This is a genomic window from Oxalobacter paraformigenes (genome assembly GCF_000158475.2).
Classification (GTDB): domain Bacteria; phylum Pseudomonadota; class Gammaproteobacteria; order Burkholderiales; family Burkholderiaceae_D; genus Oxalobacter; species Oxalobacter paraformigenes.
Genome location: NZ_KI392030.1, coordinates 481,070 through 497,616, shown reverse-complemented (window position 1 = coordinate 497,616; position 16,547 = coordinate 481,070). Strand labels below are relative to the sequence as shown.

14 protein-coding genes are annotated in these 16,547 nt (G+C 51.1%); 8 read left to right on the top strand and 6 right to left on the bottom strand.

The window, feature by feature from the left end; all coding sequences use genetic code 11:
• Positions 1-37: 37 nt before the first annotated feature.
• From OFAG_RS02325 to OFAG_RS02310, 4 genes are read left to right on the top strand one after another with little or no spacing between them, the layout of a single operon-like run.
• Positions 38-1,303, top strand: a complete 1,266-nt coding sequence (locus tag OFAG_RS02325) for a glutamate-5-semialdehyde dehydrogenase (RefSeq protein ID WP_005878760.1) — start codon at positions 38-40, stop codon at positions 1,301-1,303.
• Positions 1,304-1,334: 31 nt separating this feature from the next.
• A complete protein-coding gene (locus tag OFAG_RS02320; protein WP_005878759.1) occupies positions 1,335-2,555 on the top strand; it encodes a THUMP domain-containing class I SAM-dependent RNA methyltransferase in 1,221 nt (406 codons plus the stop codon).
• A gap of 16 nt (positions 2,556-2,571) precedes the next feature.
• Entirely contained in the window at positions 2,572-4,683 is a 2,112-nt protein-coding gene (gene pabB / locus OFAG_RS02315) for an aminodeoxychorismate synthase (RefSeq protein WP_231371650.1), read from the top strand.
• Positions 4,684-4,687: 4 nt separating this feature from the next.
• Positions 4,688-5,470, top strand: a complete 783-nt coding sequence (locus tag OFAG_RS02310; RefSeq protein WP_005878757.1) for an aminotransferase class IV — start codon at positions 4,688-4,690, stop codon at positions 5,468-5,470.
• A 26-nt stretch (positions 5,471-5,496) separates the two neighbouring features.
• Here OFAG_RS02310 and pmbA read toward each other — a convergent pair whose 3' ends face one another.
• On the bottom strand, positions 5,497-6,855 hold the full coding sequence (gene pmbA / locus OFAG_RS02305; RefSeq protein WP_005878755.1) for a metalloprotease PmbA: 1,359 nt from the start codon (positions 6,853-6,855) through the stop codon (positions 5,497-5,499).
• Between the two features lie 87 nt (positions 6,856-6,942).
• Between pmbA and yjgA the strand changes: the two genes are divergently transcribed.
• Genes yjgA through OFAG_RS02290 form a run of 3 tightly spaced genes read left to right on the top strand, consistent with a single transcriptional unit; the run spans position 6,943 to position 8,843 of the window.
• Positions 6,943-7,542: a ribosome biogenesis factor YjgA gene (gene yjgA, locus OFAG_RS02300; RefSeq protein ID WP_005878753.1), complete on the top strand. Its 600-nt coding sequence runs from the start codon at positions 6,943-6,945 to the stop codon at positions 7,540-7,542.
• Positions 7,526-8,125 (top strand): molybdopterin adenylyltransferase, encoded by a 600-nt coding sequence (mog, locus tag OFAG_RS02295; protein WP_020994752.1) that lies wholly within the window; start codon positions 7,526-7,528, stop codon positions 8,123-8,125. Before yjgA ends, mog begins: the two co-directional genes overlap by 17 nt.
• A gap of 43 nt (positions 8,126-8,168) precedes the next feature.
• Complete coding sequence (locus OFAG_RS02290) at positions 8,169-8,843, top strand: alpha/beta hydrolase (protein WP_005878750.1); 675 nt, start codon at positions 8,169-8,171, stop codon at positions 8,841-8,843.
• 27 nt (positions 8,844-8,870) lie between these two features.
• Here the strand turns inward: OFAG_RS02290 and OFAG_RS02285 are convergent, their stop codons facing one another.
• A complete protein-coding gene (locus tag OFAG_RS02285; protein ID WP_005878748.1) occupies positions 8,871-9,437 on the bottom strand; it encodes a YaeQ family protein in 567 nt (188 codons plus the stop codon).
• Positions 9,438-9,543: 106 nt separating this feature from the next.
• On the opposite strand from OFAG_RS02285, the gene OFAG_RS02280 reads away from it, so the two are divergent.
• Positions 9,544-10,617, top strand: coding sequence for a mechanosensitive ion channel family protein (locus tag OFAG_RS02280; protein WP_005878747.1), 1,074 nt, complete (start codon positions 9,544-9,546; stop codon positions 10,615-10,617).
• Here OFAG_RS02280 and OFAG_RS02275 read toward each other — a convergent pair.
• The 4 genes from OFAG_RS02275 to OFAG_RS02260 form a co-directional block, all read right to left on the bottom strand.
• A complete protein-coding gene (locus OFAG_RS02275) occupies positions 10,603-12,315 on the bottom strand; it encodes an ABC transporter ATP-binding protein (RefSeq protein ID WP_005878746.1) in 1,713 nt (570 codons plus the stop codon). The genes OFAG_RS02280 and OFAG_RS02275 overlap by 15 nt on opposite strands.
• Positions 12,312-13,445: an ABC transporter permease gene (locus tag OFAG_RS02270; protein WP_005878745.1), complete on the bottom strand. Its 1,134-nt coding sequence runs from the start codon at positions 13,443-13,445 to the stop codon at positions 12,312-12,314. The genes OFAG_RS02275 and OFAG_RS02270 overlap by 4 nt, the downstream gene beginning before the upstream one ends.
• 5 nt (positions 13,446-13,450) lie before the next feature.
• Positions 13,451-14,389 (bottom strand): ABC transporter permease, encoded by a 939-nt coding sequence (locus OFAG_RS02265; RefSeq protein WP_005878744.1) that lies wholly within the window; start codon positions 14,387-14,389, stop codon positions 13,451-13,453.
• 84 nt (positions 14,390-14,473) lie between these two features.
• The gene (locus OFAG_RS02260) at positions 14,474-16,492 is read right to left on the bottom strand and encodes a M3 family metallopeptidase (RefSeq protein ID WP_005878743.1); all 2,019 of its coding nucleotides are present in this window, start codon (positions 16,490-16,492) and stop codon (positions 14,474-14,476) included.
• Between the last annotated feature and the right edge of the window lie 55 nt (positions 16,493-16,547).

Sequence of the window (16,547 nt, the reverse complement as noted above, 5' to 3'; positions counted from 1 at the left end):
ACGTTAATTTTTTCCCGCTAACGACTGAGACATGCCGATGGAAATCAAAAGCTACATGGCCCGGATCGGGCAACAGGCGCGCGAAGCTTCCGCCCGGATGGCAAAAGCCGATACCGCTACCAAAAACAGGGCGCTCATGTTCATCGCCGAAGCCATCCGCCGCGACGTCGCCTTGTTGCGTACGGCAAACCGGAAAGATCTCGACATAGCCCAAGACAACGGCCTGGAACCGTCCCTTCTGGACCGCTTGACACTGTCGGACAAGGCCATTGAGACGATGGCAACCGGTCTCGAACAAATCGCTTCTCTCTCCGATCCGATCGGCGAGATTACGAACCTCAGATTACGTCCGTCCGGCATTCAGGTCGGCCAGATGCGTGTCCCGCTTGGTGTTATCGGGATTATTTACGAAGCACGCCCCAACGTAACGGTCGATGCGGCTGGATTGTGTATCAAAAGCGGCAATGCCACCATATTGCGTGGCGGTTCGGAAGCGATCAACTGCAATCAGGTCCTGGCCAGTCTCGTAAAAGAAGGGCTGAAAAAAGCGGGGCTTCCCGAACAGGCGGTACAAGTCGTCGAGACAACAGACCGTGCCGCGGTAGGTGAGCTCATCACCATGTCCGAATATGTCGATGTCATTGTTCCTCGTGGCGGCAAGGGACTGATTGAAAGATTGATGCGCGAATCGACAATCCCGATGATCAAACATCTGGACGGCATATGCCACGTTTACATAGATGATTGCGCCGATCTGGAGAAAGCAGTTGAAATCGCCTTCAATGCAAAATGCCAGCGTTACGGCACCTGCAACACCATGGAAACCCTTCTGGTTTCCAAAAACGTCGCCCTGGAAGCCCTTTCCCTGCTGGCCAGACGTTACCATGACGAAGAAGTCGAACTAAGATGCGATGAAAAAGCGTATCAGATCCTTTTCGAATATCCCTATCTGGCCCGGGCGACCGAAGCAGACTGGGAAACGGAGTACCTTGCGCCGATTCTGGCTGTCCGCGTTGTCAACAATCTGGACGAAGCCATCACTCATATCAATCGCTATTCCTCCAAACATACCGATGCCATCATCACCGAAAATTACAGCCATGCTCTTCGTTTTCTTCGGGAAGTGGATTCATCTTCCGTCATGGTCAATGCGTCAACCCGTTTCGCCGATGGTTTCGAATATGGCCTGGGAGCGGAAATCGGCATTTCAAACGACAAGCTCCATGCAAGGGGTCCTGTGGGACTTGAGGGACTGACTTCTCTGAAATACGTCGTCCTGGGACACGGTGAAATCCGGAAATAAACCAATCAATCACGGTCAAAAATAACTTCCTATGTCAGCAAACCATTCCTATTTTTGCCCATGTCCGCGAGGCATGGAAACCGTTTTGGCCGATGAATTGAGAGAAATCGCAGAAAACAGCCAAACCCTGAAGGTGCATCAATCCGTTCCGGGGGGCGTCCATTGTTCCGGCAAACTGCAGGACGGATGGCTGCTCAACCTTCATTCGCGTATCGCTTCACGGGTATTGCTCAGAATCGCCCAATCCAGCTATCGTCATGAAGAAGACATCTACCGTCTGGCGGTAAAACAGGCTTGGGAAAAATGGTTTGGCGTCGAAAATACCTTGCGTATTGACCTAACGACCATCAAATCGCCCCTGAAAAGCCTGAACTTCACAACGCTTCGTATCAAGGACGGCGTGGTTGACCGTTTCCGCAGCGAAACCGGTTCCCGTCCTTCCATCAACACGCATGCGCCGGATATCCGTATCGCCGGTTTTCTGGATGCCCACAACGTCACGCTATACCTCGACACTTCCGGAGAAGCGCTGTTCAAACGGGGCTGGCGTCATGAAACAGGTGATGCCCCCTTGCGCGAAAATCTGGCGGCTGGCCTGTTGAGAACAAGCGGCTGGAAACCGGGGATGCCACTTCTCGATCCCATGTGCGGATCGGGGACCATCCTGATCGAGGCTGCGCAGATGGTGCAGGGAATTCCGCCCGGTTTCAAACGGACTTTTTCGTTTGAAAAATTCCGCCATTTCGATCAGGCCGAGTGGCAAGCCCTGAAAGACGCCGTCCATATCACTCCGCCACCCGCAGAACCGCTGATTTTCGGCAGCGATATCTCGGGGGACATGCTGAACATGACTCGCCACAATCTTGAAAAAGCCGGCGTAACTTTCAGTATACCGCTTCACCAGATCGAGGCACAGGAAATCAAACCGCCCGTCGATCGGCCCGGCATCATTCTGACCAATCCGCCTTATGGAGAACGGATCGGCGTGCGCGGCAATCGTCACCTCCAGACCGACGAGCTGGCTTCACAATTTTATCAGGCACTGGGCGCCACCCTGAAACGGCGCTTTCCGGAATGGTCTGTTTTCGTGTTCACAGCCGACCTTGCCGTTCCGAAACTGCTTCGCCTGAAAGAATCGCGCAAAACGCCTTTTTATAACGGGCCAATCGAATGCCGGCTTTTCCGGTTCGATATGGTTGCGGGTTCGAACCGCACACGCCAGCCCCGCACCTTCCAGAATCGCCAACAATAATTCCGGCAGGAGAAACGTGAAATTGATTAGAACGTTGCTGATCGATAATTACGATTCTTTCACTTATAATCTCTACCATCTGATCGCAGCCGTTAACGGCTGCGCTCCCGTGGTCATCAAAAACGACGATCCCCGCTGGCAACCGGACATGAGCCGGTATTTCGACAATATTGTTATTTCTCCGGGTCCGGGACGGCCGGACCGGACAGCAGACTTCGGCATCTGCGGCGATATTATCCGGCAAACCGACCTTCCTGTTCTCGGCATTTGTCTGGGCCATCAGGGAATTTGTCATTTCCATGGCGGGAAAATTGGCCCGGCAACGGAAGCGCAACACGGCAGACTGTCATTCATTACCCATAATGGCACAGACCTGTTCGAACACGTTCCGTCTCCTTTTGCCGTCGTCCGGTATCATTCGCTTGCCGCTTACGATATACCGGACTCACTGCTTGTCACTGCAAAAACTGCAGACGGAACAATTATGGGCATCCGCCACCGGACGTTACCCCAATGGGGCGTGCAATTCCATCCGGAATCCATCTGTACCGAATACGGGCGACAAATACTGGAAAATTTCAAAAAGCTGACGCGCCACTGGCAAAACCGGCACAAAAGAATTGCCCGGGAACTTCCGCTCTCTTTTACGCAAGCAAAACCGTTTTCCGGGAAAACAGCCTTTCCCGAACATACCGTTCTCCTCCACAGACAAATGTCGTGTTCTCTCAACAGCGAGCAACTGTTCGATCTATTCTTCCGGAAAAATGAATATGCTATCTGGCTCGACAGCAGCCGGCAGGATTACGGCTCCGGACGCTTTTCCTATCTTTGCAAGGCAGATGGACCGCTCGGGCGGGTCGCCACTGCCGATGTAAGTACCCACTCTATCCGAATCGAAACGAATGACCGGATCCATGTCGTCCATTCGAATTTTTTCGACTGGCTGGAAAACGATCTGGAAAAATACCAAATTCATTCACTGGAAACCCCCTTTGAATTTTCCCTGGGATGGGTTGGTTATATCGGATACGAGATGAAAGCGGATTGTGAATCCCCTCATATTCACCATTCATCATATCCGGATGCCATTCTTCTGTTCTGCGACCGCAGTATCGTCATCGATCATCAGGAAAAACAGGTTTATTTGCTGGCGCTGGCCGGAAAAAATTCAACGGGAGAAGCCGAAAAATGGCTTGAAGAGACGGAAAACCGGATTCAATCTCATGAAAATGACGTTACAGGTTTTCCGGAAAATCTGCCCGATCACCTGGAACTGAAAACCGCTTTCAGCCTCCGGCATGACAAACAGAAATACATCGAACTCATCAGGAAAAGCCAAAACTGTATCAAACAGGGTGAGACCTACGAAGTATGCCTGACCAATACAGCCACAAGCCATACGGATGCCGATCCATGGATCGCATACCGTATGCTGCGTCGTGCAAATCCGGCTCCTTACGCGGCCTACCTCCAGCTGAAAGATATCTGTGTGTTGAGTTGCTCCCCGGAATGCTTCCTGAAAATATCGCGACAGCGTGTCGCTGAATCGAAACCGATAAAAGGCACTCGCAGCCGCTCGGATAATCCAGCAAAAGACAGGGAACTCTATGAAGAGCTGGCCAACAGCGAAAAGGAAAATGCCGAAAATCTGATGATAGTCGATCTGGTCCGTCACGACCTCGGCAGAACCGCCGAACTGAACACGGTCAACGTACCGAAACTGTTTGCCATTGAATCGTACCAGACCGTTCACCAGATGGTCAGCACCATCACCTCCAGGATCAGAGCCGACGCTTCTCCGCTCCGATGTATTCGGGACGCCTTTCCGGGCGGTTCGATGACGGGAGCGCCCAAATTGCGCACCATGCAAATACTTGACGAACTCGAAGAAGGCGCACGCGGCATTTATTCGGGCGTTTTGGGCTATTTTTCCCTGTGCGGAGCAGTCGATCTGAGCATCGTGATCCGCACCCTTGTGATGTCGCACGGAACAGTTACTTTCGGTGTCGGCGGCGCGATCACATCACTTTCCGACCCGGAAGAAGAATTCGACGAAATCCGCACCAAAGCCAAGGCCTTTCTCGATTTGTTCAATACGAATTTTCCCGACAATTCCTCCCGACCTTAACACCGTGCAAAAAACAGAGTCCGTTTTTCAATACCTTACCGGAAAAACGCTTGTTCCTACCGACATGGCGGAAACGAATCTTCTGGTTGCAGATTCATGGCTCGTAAAACAAGGCCGTGTTCGCGCTTTAAAACTTCACCGGAAGCGCTTTCTGTCGAGCTGTAGCCAACTGGCCGGATTCCAGGAAAAGGAAATCGCGCCGTTTTGGGAAGCGGTCCTTGAACGGATTCCTCAAACGGGATGCTGGTTTCCGCGCATTGAAATGGCCGGTTCTCTCAGGCAGCCGGCATTCCAGCTTCGCCTCCGGAAAGCGCCGCCTATCCACGAGACTATCCGTCTGTCCGATTGCAAGATAGCCGATTTTCGAAAGACACCCAGGCATAAGGGGCCGGATCTGACAAAAATGCTGGAAATACGCAAAAAGATAAGAGAAACGGGCGCCGACGAAGGAATACTGACGACTCCAAAGGGCTTTCTGCTTGAAGGCCTGACCACTACCCTCATATGGTGGGAGGGTAAAACACTTTGTACCGTTTCCCCTTCGCACCGCGTTTTGCCGGGCGTCACAGCCCAACTGATTCAGTCACTGGCAGAAAAAGAGCACATCCGGGTGGCCTGCCGACTGCGAAAGCCGCAAGACCTGAACGGCTGTGAAGTATGGGCTGTCAATGCACTTCACGGCATCCGGCAAGCGATCAACTGGAAACACGCGCCATTTAAAACCTCTTTCCATACCGACATCGGACACTGGCGAAAAGCACTCGACTGTTTTCTGGAAAAAATCTGAAGCCGTCAAAACAGCAGTTCGCCTTGTCAGTTGCCTGATCCCGCGACAGTCATCTGTTCGACAAGGATCGACCCCGATTCTTTGGCTCCGCGAACCAGCGTATCGTTACCGACAGCCACTATATTTCCGAACATGTCTTTCAGATTGCCTGCAATCGTGATTTCCTGTACAGGATACTGGATAATGCCGTTCTCCACCCAGAAACCTGACGCACCGCGTGAATAATCACCGGTCACATAATTGATCCCTTGTCCCATCAGTTCGGTCACCACAAGCCCCTTCCCCATCTTCTGTAACATGGCCGCAAAATCGTCGTTTTCGTCTGTCACGTTCGAATGCAACACCAGATTATGGGAGCCACCCGCATTGCCAGTCGTTTTCATGCCCAGCTTGCGGGCCGAATAAGATGAAAGAAAATAGCCACGAACTATTCCATCCTGAACAATCTCGCGTCGGCTTGTCCTGACGCCTTCATCATCGAAAGGAGCGGATCCCATCGCTCCCCTGAGATGCGGATCCTCGAGCAGACCGATATGTTTGGGAAAAACCTGCTTATCCAGAGAACCGAGCAGGAAACTGGACTTCCGGTAAAGCGCGCCACCTGAAACGGCATAAACAAATGAATTCAATAAACCGATAGCAACTGGGGCCTCAAAAAGAACCGGACATTTCCGGGTTCCAATCTGGCGCGCGTCAAGCCGCGCAAGTGCCCGTCTTGCCGCGTATGTCCCAACCTCTTCGGGCGTTTTAAGCTCAAGCGGATTTCTGGAAGCGGTATACCAGTAATCCCGTTGCATGTTCCCGCCCTTCCCGGCGATCGGCGCCACAGAAAGAGAATGACTGGAATAGGGATATCCCCCCCTGAACCCGTCACTGTTTGCCGAGATAAAATGCGAATGCTGGACATTGACACTCGAACCTTCGCTGTTGGAAATCCGCTTATCTGTTTCAAAAGCCGCCGCTTCACAACATTTTGCCAGTTCCACCGCTTCTTCAGTATTGATTGGCCAGCGGTAATAAAGTGCCAGATCCTCCGGATGCCGTTCAAGCATGTCTGCGTCAGGCAAGCCGGCTGCATCATCTTCCGAAGTGAAAGACGCGATGTTATAGGCGGCATCCACAGTCTGTTTGAGGGACTGTTCGGAAAAATCCGATGTAGTTGCATTGCCCCTTTTCTTCCCGATAAAAACCGTGACGCCGATTCCCTTATCCTGATTTCTCTCAATAGTCTCAATGTCACCTTTGCGCACACTAACGGAAAGGCCGTTTCCTTCGCTGATGCCGACAGCGGCACCGGAAGCGCCTTTCTGCCGTGCATATCGCAAAACATCTTCTGCAATTTGTTGAAACTGATCCTGCGTATAAATGAAATCGGAGTCATCCATGAGATTATCTTTTTGAAGGTATTGTCAAGGCTGTTATGATAGCAGCCAATCATAAACGATTTAATGACCTTACACAGAAGTCTGATTATGCCAAATCCAAACCGGGGTGCCTGCGGTTTCCAGTCGGGTGAATTCGAAGAAGAATATGAACGTCCTTCCAAATCCCAGCGAAAACGGGAAATGATTGCCTTGCAGAAAGTCGGTGAACAATTAGTCAATGAATCCCCCGACAGAATCAAACGCGTATCTATGCCCGAAAACCTTAGAGAGGCCATTTTTGAATGCCAGCGTATCAAAAACCATGAAGGAAGAAGACGGCAGTTGCAATTCATCGGCAAAATCATGCGTTCGCTCGATGAAAAAACACTGTCGATCATCAACCAGACTATCGAAAGCTGGGAAGGACTGTCAAAAGCGGATACCGTTTTAATGCATGCGCTGGAAAACCAGCGTGAAAAACTGTTGGCACAGGAAACGGCACTTACCGAATTCCTGCACAAGTATCCGCAAACCAATGTTCAACAGTTGCGAACCCTCATCCGGAACGCGAAAAAAGAAAGAGCTGAAAACAAGCCGCCAAAAGCATACCGTGAAATTTACAGGCTGCTGAAACAAATCATGAGCCAACCGCTCCCCTCTGAAGAAAAAAACCAGGAAAGTGAGGAAACTGATGAAGAAGAACGCTAGCGATATTTCCATCGGACTTGTCTCCGTTTCCGATCGCGCTTATGAAGGATCGTATCCCGATCTGGGGATTCCGGCACTAAAGGACTGGCTTGCGTCAGCCCTCACCTCGCCATACTGGGTCGAAACCCGGCTGATACCGGACGACCGGGAACAAATCCAAAAAACACTGCACGAACTAGTCGATGAAGACCGTTGTTCCCTAATTCTGACAACGGGCGGAACGGGCCCGGCACGACGCGACCAGACCCCGGACGCCACGCTGGCAGTCGGTACCCGGGAAATGCCCGGCATTGCGGAAAGGATGCGTCAGATCAGTCTGCATTTCGTTCCCACTGCCATACTGTCCCGCCAGGTTGCGGTTATTTGCGAACGTCCCGATCATGCGGCACTGATACTGAACCTGCCCGGACGACCAGCCGCAATCCGGCAAACACTGGAAGGTGTGCGCGATAAAAACGGAACTATCATCGAACCCGGCATTTTTACTGCGATACCCTATTGTATCGACCTGATCGGGGGCCCGTATATTGAAACGAACGAAGCGGTCTGCAAGGCATGGCGACCGCAAAAAGAAACATCCTGAACATATTTTCCCTATCTGTTTCATCAACCGACGAGAAAAAACAATGAATAAATCCTATCTGCAGTATAGTCAGGCCGATACCGGAGCCGATCCGAAAACCACCGTCATCTGGATGCATGGTCTGGGAGACCACGGTTCCAGTTTCGTTCCGCTGGTTCGTGAATTCGATCTTACCGGCTGTCCTCCCATCCGGTTTATTTTTCCGCACGCGCCTGAGCGTCCGATCACCGTCAACGGCGGTTATCCGATGCGGGCATGGTTCGATATCTACGATGGTTTCGACTCCACAGACATGGAAGATTCCGAAGGCGTTCTGGAATCGCAGAAACTCATCACCGGACTGATTGAACAGGAAAAAAAACGGGGCGTCACACCGGATCGAATCCTGTTGGCCGGCTTCTCGCAAGGCTGTGCGATGGCTCTTTATACCGGCTTGTGTTACCCGGAAAAACTGGCCGGCATTATCGGCCTTTCCGGTTACATGCCGCTTATTTATTCTTTTCCCGACGATCGCAATCCGGTCAATCAAAACACGCCGATATTCCTCGCACACGGGACACAGGACGACGTTGTTCCGTTTTCCCGAGGAGAAGATACCATGAGACTATTGCGTTCCCTCGGTTACCACGTTGACTGGAACGCTTACCACATGCCCCATACCATGTCGCTTCCTGAAGTGAACGATTTGAGCGCCTGGCTGCGTCAGTTGCTCGGCTGAATTTTGCGAAAACGCAATTCCTCTGGATCAAAACAGGGGATTGCGTCCTGACAGTGGCAAACGCACACAGTTTTCCAGATCGAGTTCAAATGTTTCCCCATCGTTGATGAGATTCATTTGCCTATCCTGAACAAGGCATTGCCACTGCATGGAACGCTCTGCCCGTTTTGCCAGTGCCTCCGTCAAGGAAACAGGCAAAACCACCAGTTCCAGATTTCGCACCTTTTCCAGATCGTCCCGGTTTTTCTTCCACCACTGTTCCGCACTTCGCCCATAGGCAAACACGGCGATTTTATCCGCCTTCCGTCCACCCGAGACAATTCGTTTAACCGTCGGCATTCCCACCTCGATCCATAATTCGGGATGCCCCGAAAAACTTCTGATCCAGAGATCCGGTTCATCCGTCTCGGACAAGCCCTTTGAAAAAACCAGACGCTCGTCCGCGTATTGCATGAATGCCAGCAGTCGCACCATCATCCGTTCATCGGTTTCGGAAGGATGCCGCGCCACCGTCAGGGAATAAGACCCGTAATGCTGCCTGTCCAGATCGGACACCTGAAGAGCAATTTTGAATATGGAAGCGGAAAGAGCCATAAATGCAAACAAATAAAAGCGTGAAGATTCTCGACTTATATCAGATCGAACGGAATGGAAAAAGTGTCTATTACCTGTATTGAATGAAAACCGGGGCAAAATACACATGAAACATCTGAAAACCATTTATTTCAGCAACTCCTGGGAACATCTTCTGGCGGCCGGAATACTCATCCTTATCGTATTTCTGATCCTGCTGTTCGCCAAACAGTTCCTGACTGCACGCCTTTCAAAAAAGGCCCGGCAAACCCCTACTTACTGGGACAATATTCTTGCCGAAACCGTTGCCTCCACCAGCACGATTTCGCTTATCGTTTTTTCCCTGCTCTGCGGTGTCTATCTCCTCGATCTTCCCGACGAAGTCAATACAGTCAATGCACACCTGGCCGCCGTTGTCTTCCTGTTCCAGTGCGGCCTGTGGTTCAGCAAAGCTGCATCCAGCTGGCTTGCCTACAAGACCACTCCGGACATGGCCAATGGAACCAAACACGGCGTGATGAACATGCATATCATCGGCTTTGTGACCCGAGTCGTTATATGGTCGATCGCCCTGCTCCTCATCCTCGATAACCTGGGCATTAACATCACCGCATTGATCGCCAGCCTCGGTATTGGCGGCGTCGCTGTCGCGCTGGCCGTACAAAACATCCTGGGCGACCTGTTTGCCTCACTGTCGATTGCCATCGACAAACCGTTCGAAGTCGGCGATTCGATTATGATCGACGACCTGAACGGTACTGTCAAATACGTCGGATTGAAAACCACGCGGCTTACCAGTATCTCCGGAGAAGAACTCATCATTTCCAATGCCGATCTGCTGAAAAGCCGGATTCACAACTTCAAGAAAATGCAGGAAAGACGCATGGTTTTTTCCATCGGCGTAACTTTCAATACTCCGCCGGAAAAACTGCGCAAAATCAACCAGATCGTTCAGGAAATTTTCAACGGCATCTCTGCAACCCGGCTGGACCGCGTCCATTTCAACAATATCGGACAATCCAGCCTGGATTTCGAGATTGTGTATTACGTCACGAACTCCGATTACATAATTGCCATGAATGCCCAGCAGGAAGTCAACTTGTCCCTGATCGAACGCTTTGCCAAGGAAAAAATAGAATTTGCCTTTCCTACACAGACTCTGTATGTAACGGAAAACGCGACTGACTCAGCCAATGCCTAAACTGTATTTGTCTTTCGGAACGGCAGCAAGCAAGGTCTGTGTGTAAGGATGACGCGGATTACCATATATCTCGTCTGAACCGACCATTTCGACAACCTGGCCATGCTGCATGACCATCACCTCGTCCGCCATGTATTTTACTACCGACAAATCGTGGGAAATGAAAAGATAGGAAAGACCGAATTCATCCTGCAAATCCTGCAACAAATTGAGAATCTGGGCCTGTACCGACACATCAAGCGCCGAAACCGATTCATCGCACACCAGTACCTCGGGCCGCATAGTCAAACAACGCGCGATGGCAATACGCTGGCGCTGGCCCCCTGAAAATTCGTGAGGATAACGGAAAAACGCTGCCTCGGGCAAACCGACTTTCCTCAGCCATTCAAACGCCATATCCCGCCGTTCGGCGGCAGACGATCCGATACGGTGAATGGAAAGCGGCTCAGTCAGAATCTGTCCCACCGTAAACCGGGGATTTAAAGAAGCGTAGGGATTCTGGAAAACAATCTGGATCCGGCGTTTGCAAGGATAAAATTCCTTTTCCGTCATGGAGAGAATATCACGACCATTAAAAAGGACTTCTCCTCCGCTTGCCTTGTGCAATCGCATCAGCGTCAGCCCCAGAGTCGTTTTCCCCGAGCCCGATTCGCCGACAATACCGAGCGTTTTCTTTCTTGGAAGTACAAATGAAACATCTTTGACTGCCGGGAAAACCCGCTTTCTGAACAAGCCGGTCCTGATTTCGAAGTTTTTGCTCAAGTGGCGTACCTCCAGAACCGGCTCATCGCCAGCGTCATAGCCCCTGATCCGTTCGGACTCCTTACTGACCGGCTTTCCTCCGGCTTGCATAACATCCTCGATAACCGGCAGATGAAACGGTCTTTCATTCATCGGAGGACGGCACAGCAACAAGGCCTTGGTATAAGGATGAGACGGATGGGCAAAGATATCCTGTACTGGCGCCTTTTCACAGATTTCTCCATGTCTCATGACAATGACGTCATCGGCAATTTCCGAGACCAGTTGAAGATCGTGCGTAATAAACAGGACAGACATACGATGCCGGCGCTGCAATGCCTGAATCAGTTCGATGATCTGGCGCTGAATAGTCACGTCCAGAGCCGTTGTCGGTTCGTCAGCAATCAGCAAACGGGGCTCCCCGGCAATCGCCATGGCAATCATCACCCGTTGCTGCTGGCCGCCAGACAATTGATGGGGATAAGCGTCCACCTTCAGCGACGGATCGGGAATACCGACTTCGTCCAGCAATGCAATGGATCGCTCCCGCGCCTCCGTCGAACTCATTCCCTTGTGAAAACGCAGCACTTCACCGATCTGATAACCTACCGTAAAAACCGGATTCAGGGAAGACATGGGTTCCTGAAACACCATGGATAATTTCGAACCGCATAATGCCCTTCTTTCTTTCTCTGTCATTTCAAACAGGCTTTTTCCCTCAAACCGGATAACGGATTCCGGGTCAATAAGCGCACTCCCTTGCGGCAACAATCCCATCAACGCCAGCGCACTGACAGATTTGCCGCTTCCCGACTCGCCGACCAGTGCAACTGTTTTGTTGACAGGGATGTGGAAAGAAACGCCCTTGACCGCTTCGAAAAAAGACTGTTTTCCAGTCCGGAATGAAACGCGCAGATTTTCCACCTGCAACAGAATTTCGGACTCGATTGCGTTCATGAACCCTCCTGCCCCAATTTCGGATCGAGGGCATCGCGCAAACCGTCGGTAAACAGCGACAATGCCGTCACAAGAACAGCCATAGCGACCGTCACGGCCACCAGCTGCCACCATTTTCCGAGAATCAGCTCGTTTTGCGCTTCATTCAACATACTGCCCCATGAAACCACCCCAACTGGCACACCGAATCCGAGAAAACTCAGGATCACTTCAGACTTGATAAAACCGACCGTCAAAATCGACATCTGCACCAGCGAAATATGGCTTACATTCGGAAATATGTGAATGAACATGCTTCTCCAGTTCGTGGCCCCGATTGTACTGGCAGCCAGAACATATTCCCTTTCCTTGTGTTTGATATATTCCGCCCGGACAAGACGAAACACTCCTGTCCATCCCGTCAGACCGAGAATCAGAATGATAGTGAGCACCCCCTTTTTTTGCAGCACTGCCGCAACAGCCAGAATGAGCAAAAGATAAGGAATAGACGTGAATACGTTATAAAACCAGTTCAGAAAATCGTCTATCCACCCTCCGAAATAACCGGCGAACGCGCCCAGTAAAGTACCCAGCGCTGTCGCAACCAGCGCGGCAACCAGACCAACAAGAATCGACGTTTCCGATCCCTTGATTGTCTTTTTGATAATGTCGTGTCCCCATTTGTCGGCACCGAACGGCAGGGTTTTCTGGCGTCCTGTTCCACCGGTAACCTTGACACTTTCCGGCGCCGGCTGGCTGCGTATGGCATCCAGTTCGCTTTTTATGGGATCTTCTATTCCATAATAATCTATGGCGGAATAGCCCGTCTCCATTTCTTTCCTGAGATCGCGCAGAATGTCCTTAAGCGGATCGACGGGATTTTCCGGCGGAACTCCGTCCGCCGGAAAATTTTGTACAGCCACCTCCGCGTCAGCCGTATAACCGGTCTGTTCGCCAACAAAACCGGGCGGTGCGTAGTGAACACCCACTTCTTTCGACCAGTCTGAAGCGACCAGTCCGGCAGCGGATAATATCAGAAGGCCAAGAAAAAAAAGGACTATCGCCAGTGAAAACATGGCAAGCCGGTCCGCTTTCAAACGCTTCCATGTCAACTTCCACAATCCTTCAGACGCCGCCCAACGGTTTTCCATGTCGTTCACCGCAAACGAACCCGCGGATCGATTTTCTGATACAGCAGATCCGCCAGCAGATTGAAAAACATCGTCGCGATCGCGACATAAACGGTAATGGCCTTGATAACCGGGAAATCGCTACGTTCCACAGCCAGGATGATTTCCCGTCCGATTCCAGGTATCGAGAAAAAGCGTTCAACCAAAAAAGCGCCGATCAATAAAGACGGCAAATTGGACATGACATAGGTAATAATCGGAATAGCGGCATTGCGCAAAACGTGAACCCACAAAATTCTCTTTTCCGCCAGTCCCTTCGCACGGGCTGTCCGGACGTAATCCTGTCCCATTTCGTCGAGCATGAATGTCCTGTAGAGCCTCAGGTTGGGCGCAATGCTGACGACAAGCAGAATCAGAATGGGCAGCGACGCGTATTTGAACAAGTTCTGAATCCAGTTGTCCCCCCACCCCTGAACCGGGAACCATCCCAGTTTATAGGCAAGCCAGTACTGAAAGACAATAATATAAACAAGAATGCTGATCGACATGCCGATTGTACAGACAATCATAATCATCCGGTCTGTCAGCGATCCCCGCACATAGGCGACAGCCAGCCCCAACGCAATGGCCAAGCCTGTTTCAAGAATTGTCAGTGGAATCAGCAAGGTTAACGAAGGGCCGAGGCGGGAAAGAATAATGCCGGAAACAGCTTCGCCCGTGCTCCAGCTGTTCCCGAAATCAAAACAGACTGTCTGCTTCAGAAATATCCAGAGCTGCACATATACAGGCTCATCAATACCCAGCTGTCTCCGGATGTTGGCAATCTGTTCAGGATTCGAAATTTTTCCAGCCAGTATGTACGCCGGGTCACCGCCTACCCAGTTGAAAAGAAAAAAAACCAGCAGCAAAACTCCCAATAATGTGGGAATCATTTGCCAGAGACGGCGAATAAAATAAGACCACATATTTCTGGACGATTCCTGTATAGGGCATCAGTACCGTTTCATTTACAGGCCGGACAAAACGGCACAAAACCGGCGTACCTTCCACTATTTCCTGATTTCAAGACCACTGATATCTTCATAAAAAGCGGCACTGTCGGGAGACCGTCCCAGGAAATACCTTACCATTCGGTCGGCTGGCAATTCGCTGCCACGCTCCAGCACCGTCTTCCGGTAAAACTGGCCCACTTGCGGATTCATCAGCTTGCCATCGAAACGCGTCAGCATATCCAGAGCAAGCACTTTGGACCAAAGATAGCCGTAATAGCCAGCTGCATAACCGCTGACGACATGACCGAACTGCCCCGGAAACTGCGTACCCGGATCATATCCCTGCGTCGTTTTTCCTTCCATGTTCACCCATGTATCCATGACATTGCCCGGCTTGTCGCTGTATATCGCCATATCGTACTGCGCATACAGAGCCTGCCGCGCATAGAAGATTCCCTGACCGAACTTGCGGGATTCGTTCAGGCGTTTCAACATATCCTTATCGACTCTGGGGCAACTGTTGCCGCAATAGACGGGCAAAGTGGACAGGGCCTCGTAATCATGTGCCCATTCTTCGAACATCTGCGAAGGCGCTTCGACGAAATCCCGCTCTACACTGGTCCCGGACTGATCGACAAAACGTGTTTTGGACATGACGCCGTGCAAAACATGCCCGAATTCATGCAACATGGTTTCCAGTTCATCGAGATCAAGGCCATACCGGTTGAAATTCGCGACCAGAACCGAAATGGGCAAACGATCTTCCAGTGTGCTGGATCCGCGTACCGGAAAAGCGGCTGCATGACCGTATTTGCCTTCACGGGGATAAATATCGATGTAAATGCCGCCAATCTGCTGATCTGTCGTCTTGTCGAACACATCGTAATAAAGCACGTCAGGATGCCAGACAGGCACATCCGCCTTTTTGAATTCGATCCCGTATAACTGGCTGGCTGTTCCCATTACCCAGTCCATCGAAGCCTGTGTCGGGAAATACTGGCGCAGTACATTCTGGTCAATATCGTAACGCACCTGTTTGACCTTTTGCAGCCAGTAATTGGTATCCCAACGCCTGATTTCCGCTTCCGACAAAGGAATTTTACGAACAGCCGCCTTGAAAGCCCGCAACTCGTCAAGTTCTCTTTTTTCCGCGGGCACGACAATTTTCTGAACGTCTTCCAGAAATTTGTCCACAACAACCGGTTTTTTTGCCATCCTCCTGCGCAACGCAAAATCGGCATAACTGCGATATCCTGACAACACGGCCATCTCGTGACGGAGATTCACCGCTTCCTGTAAAAGCTGAAGATTGGCGGGCGTTCCGCGGTTGATAAAAGCAAAACGGTATTTTTCCCTAGCCTTGTCATTTTCCGCATATTGCATGAACGGAATGTATTCCGGGTAAGAAAAACCCAGCAGATAATTCCCTTTTCCGTCTTTTTGCAGCCTGTCAAGATACTCTTTCGGCAACCCCTGCAATTCATAGGGCGAAAAAACCAGCCTTGTTTTGTTTTCCCGGATATTCCGGCTGTATTCCTGGTCGATTTCCGCCAGTCTGGCAAGAATCTGTTTCACTCGCTTGCGTTTATCGGGCACCAGTGACACGCCAGCGTCCTCGTAGGCGCTTACGGTATCCTGTCTCAGTTTCCGCTCTTCATCATCATTGACACGCACAACACGCATATTCCGGTAAAGTTTTCCATTCTGGAACATATCGGTAATAAAACGCTGGACATCCATGGAACAGGCATCTGCGTTTTTGCGTACATCCGCATCTGGCGAGACCTGGCTCAAAAGCGCCATTGGCCCCTGCAGATTCTCCACCCCGATCTGGAGACGGTTCCAGCCTTTCAGAAAAGCGTCCGCTCCTTCCAGCGTCTCAACTGGAACGTTTTCCAATTCAGTCACTTTCTGATTCAGCTCGGCCAGTCCTGCACGGCATTGCGCTTCAATTTCGCCGGATGGAGGCAGCGGCAAAACGGGACGTTCGGCAGCGGCAAATGCGGAAACGGAAAAAGCCAGTACCACTGACGCTGCGCATATAAAGGACTTCAGGACGGGTGCGTGTTTCTTCATATATTCAAAGACTCTTTTTCGTTGGTTCGAAACAGGAATAATAGACCGCTATGAC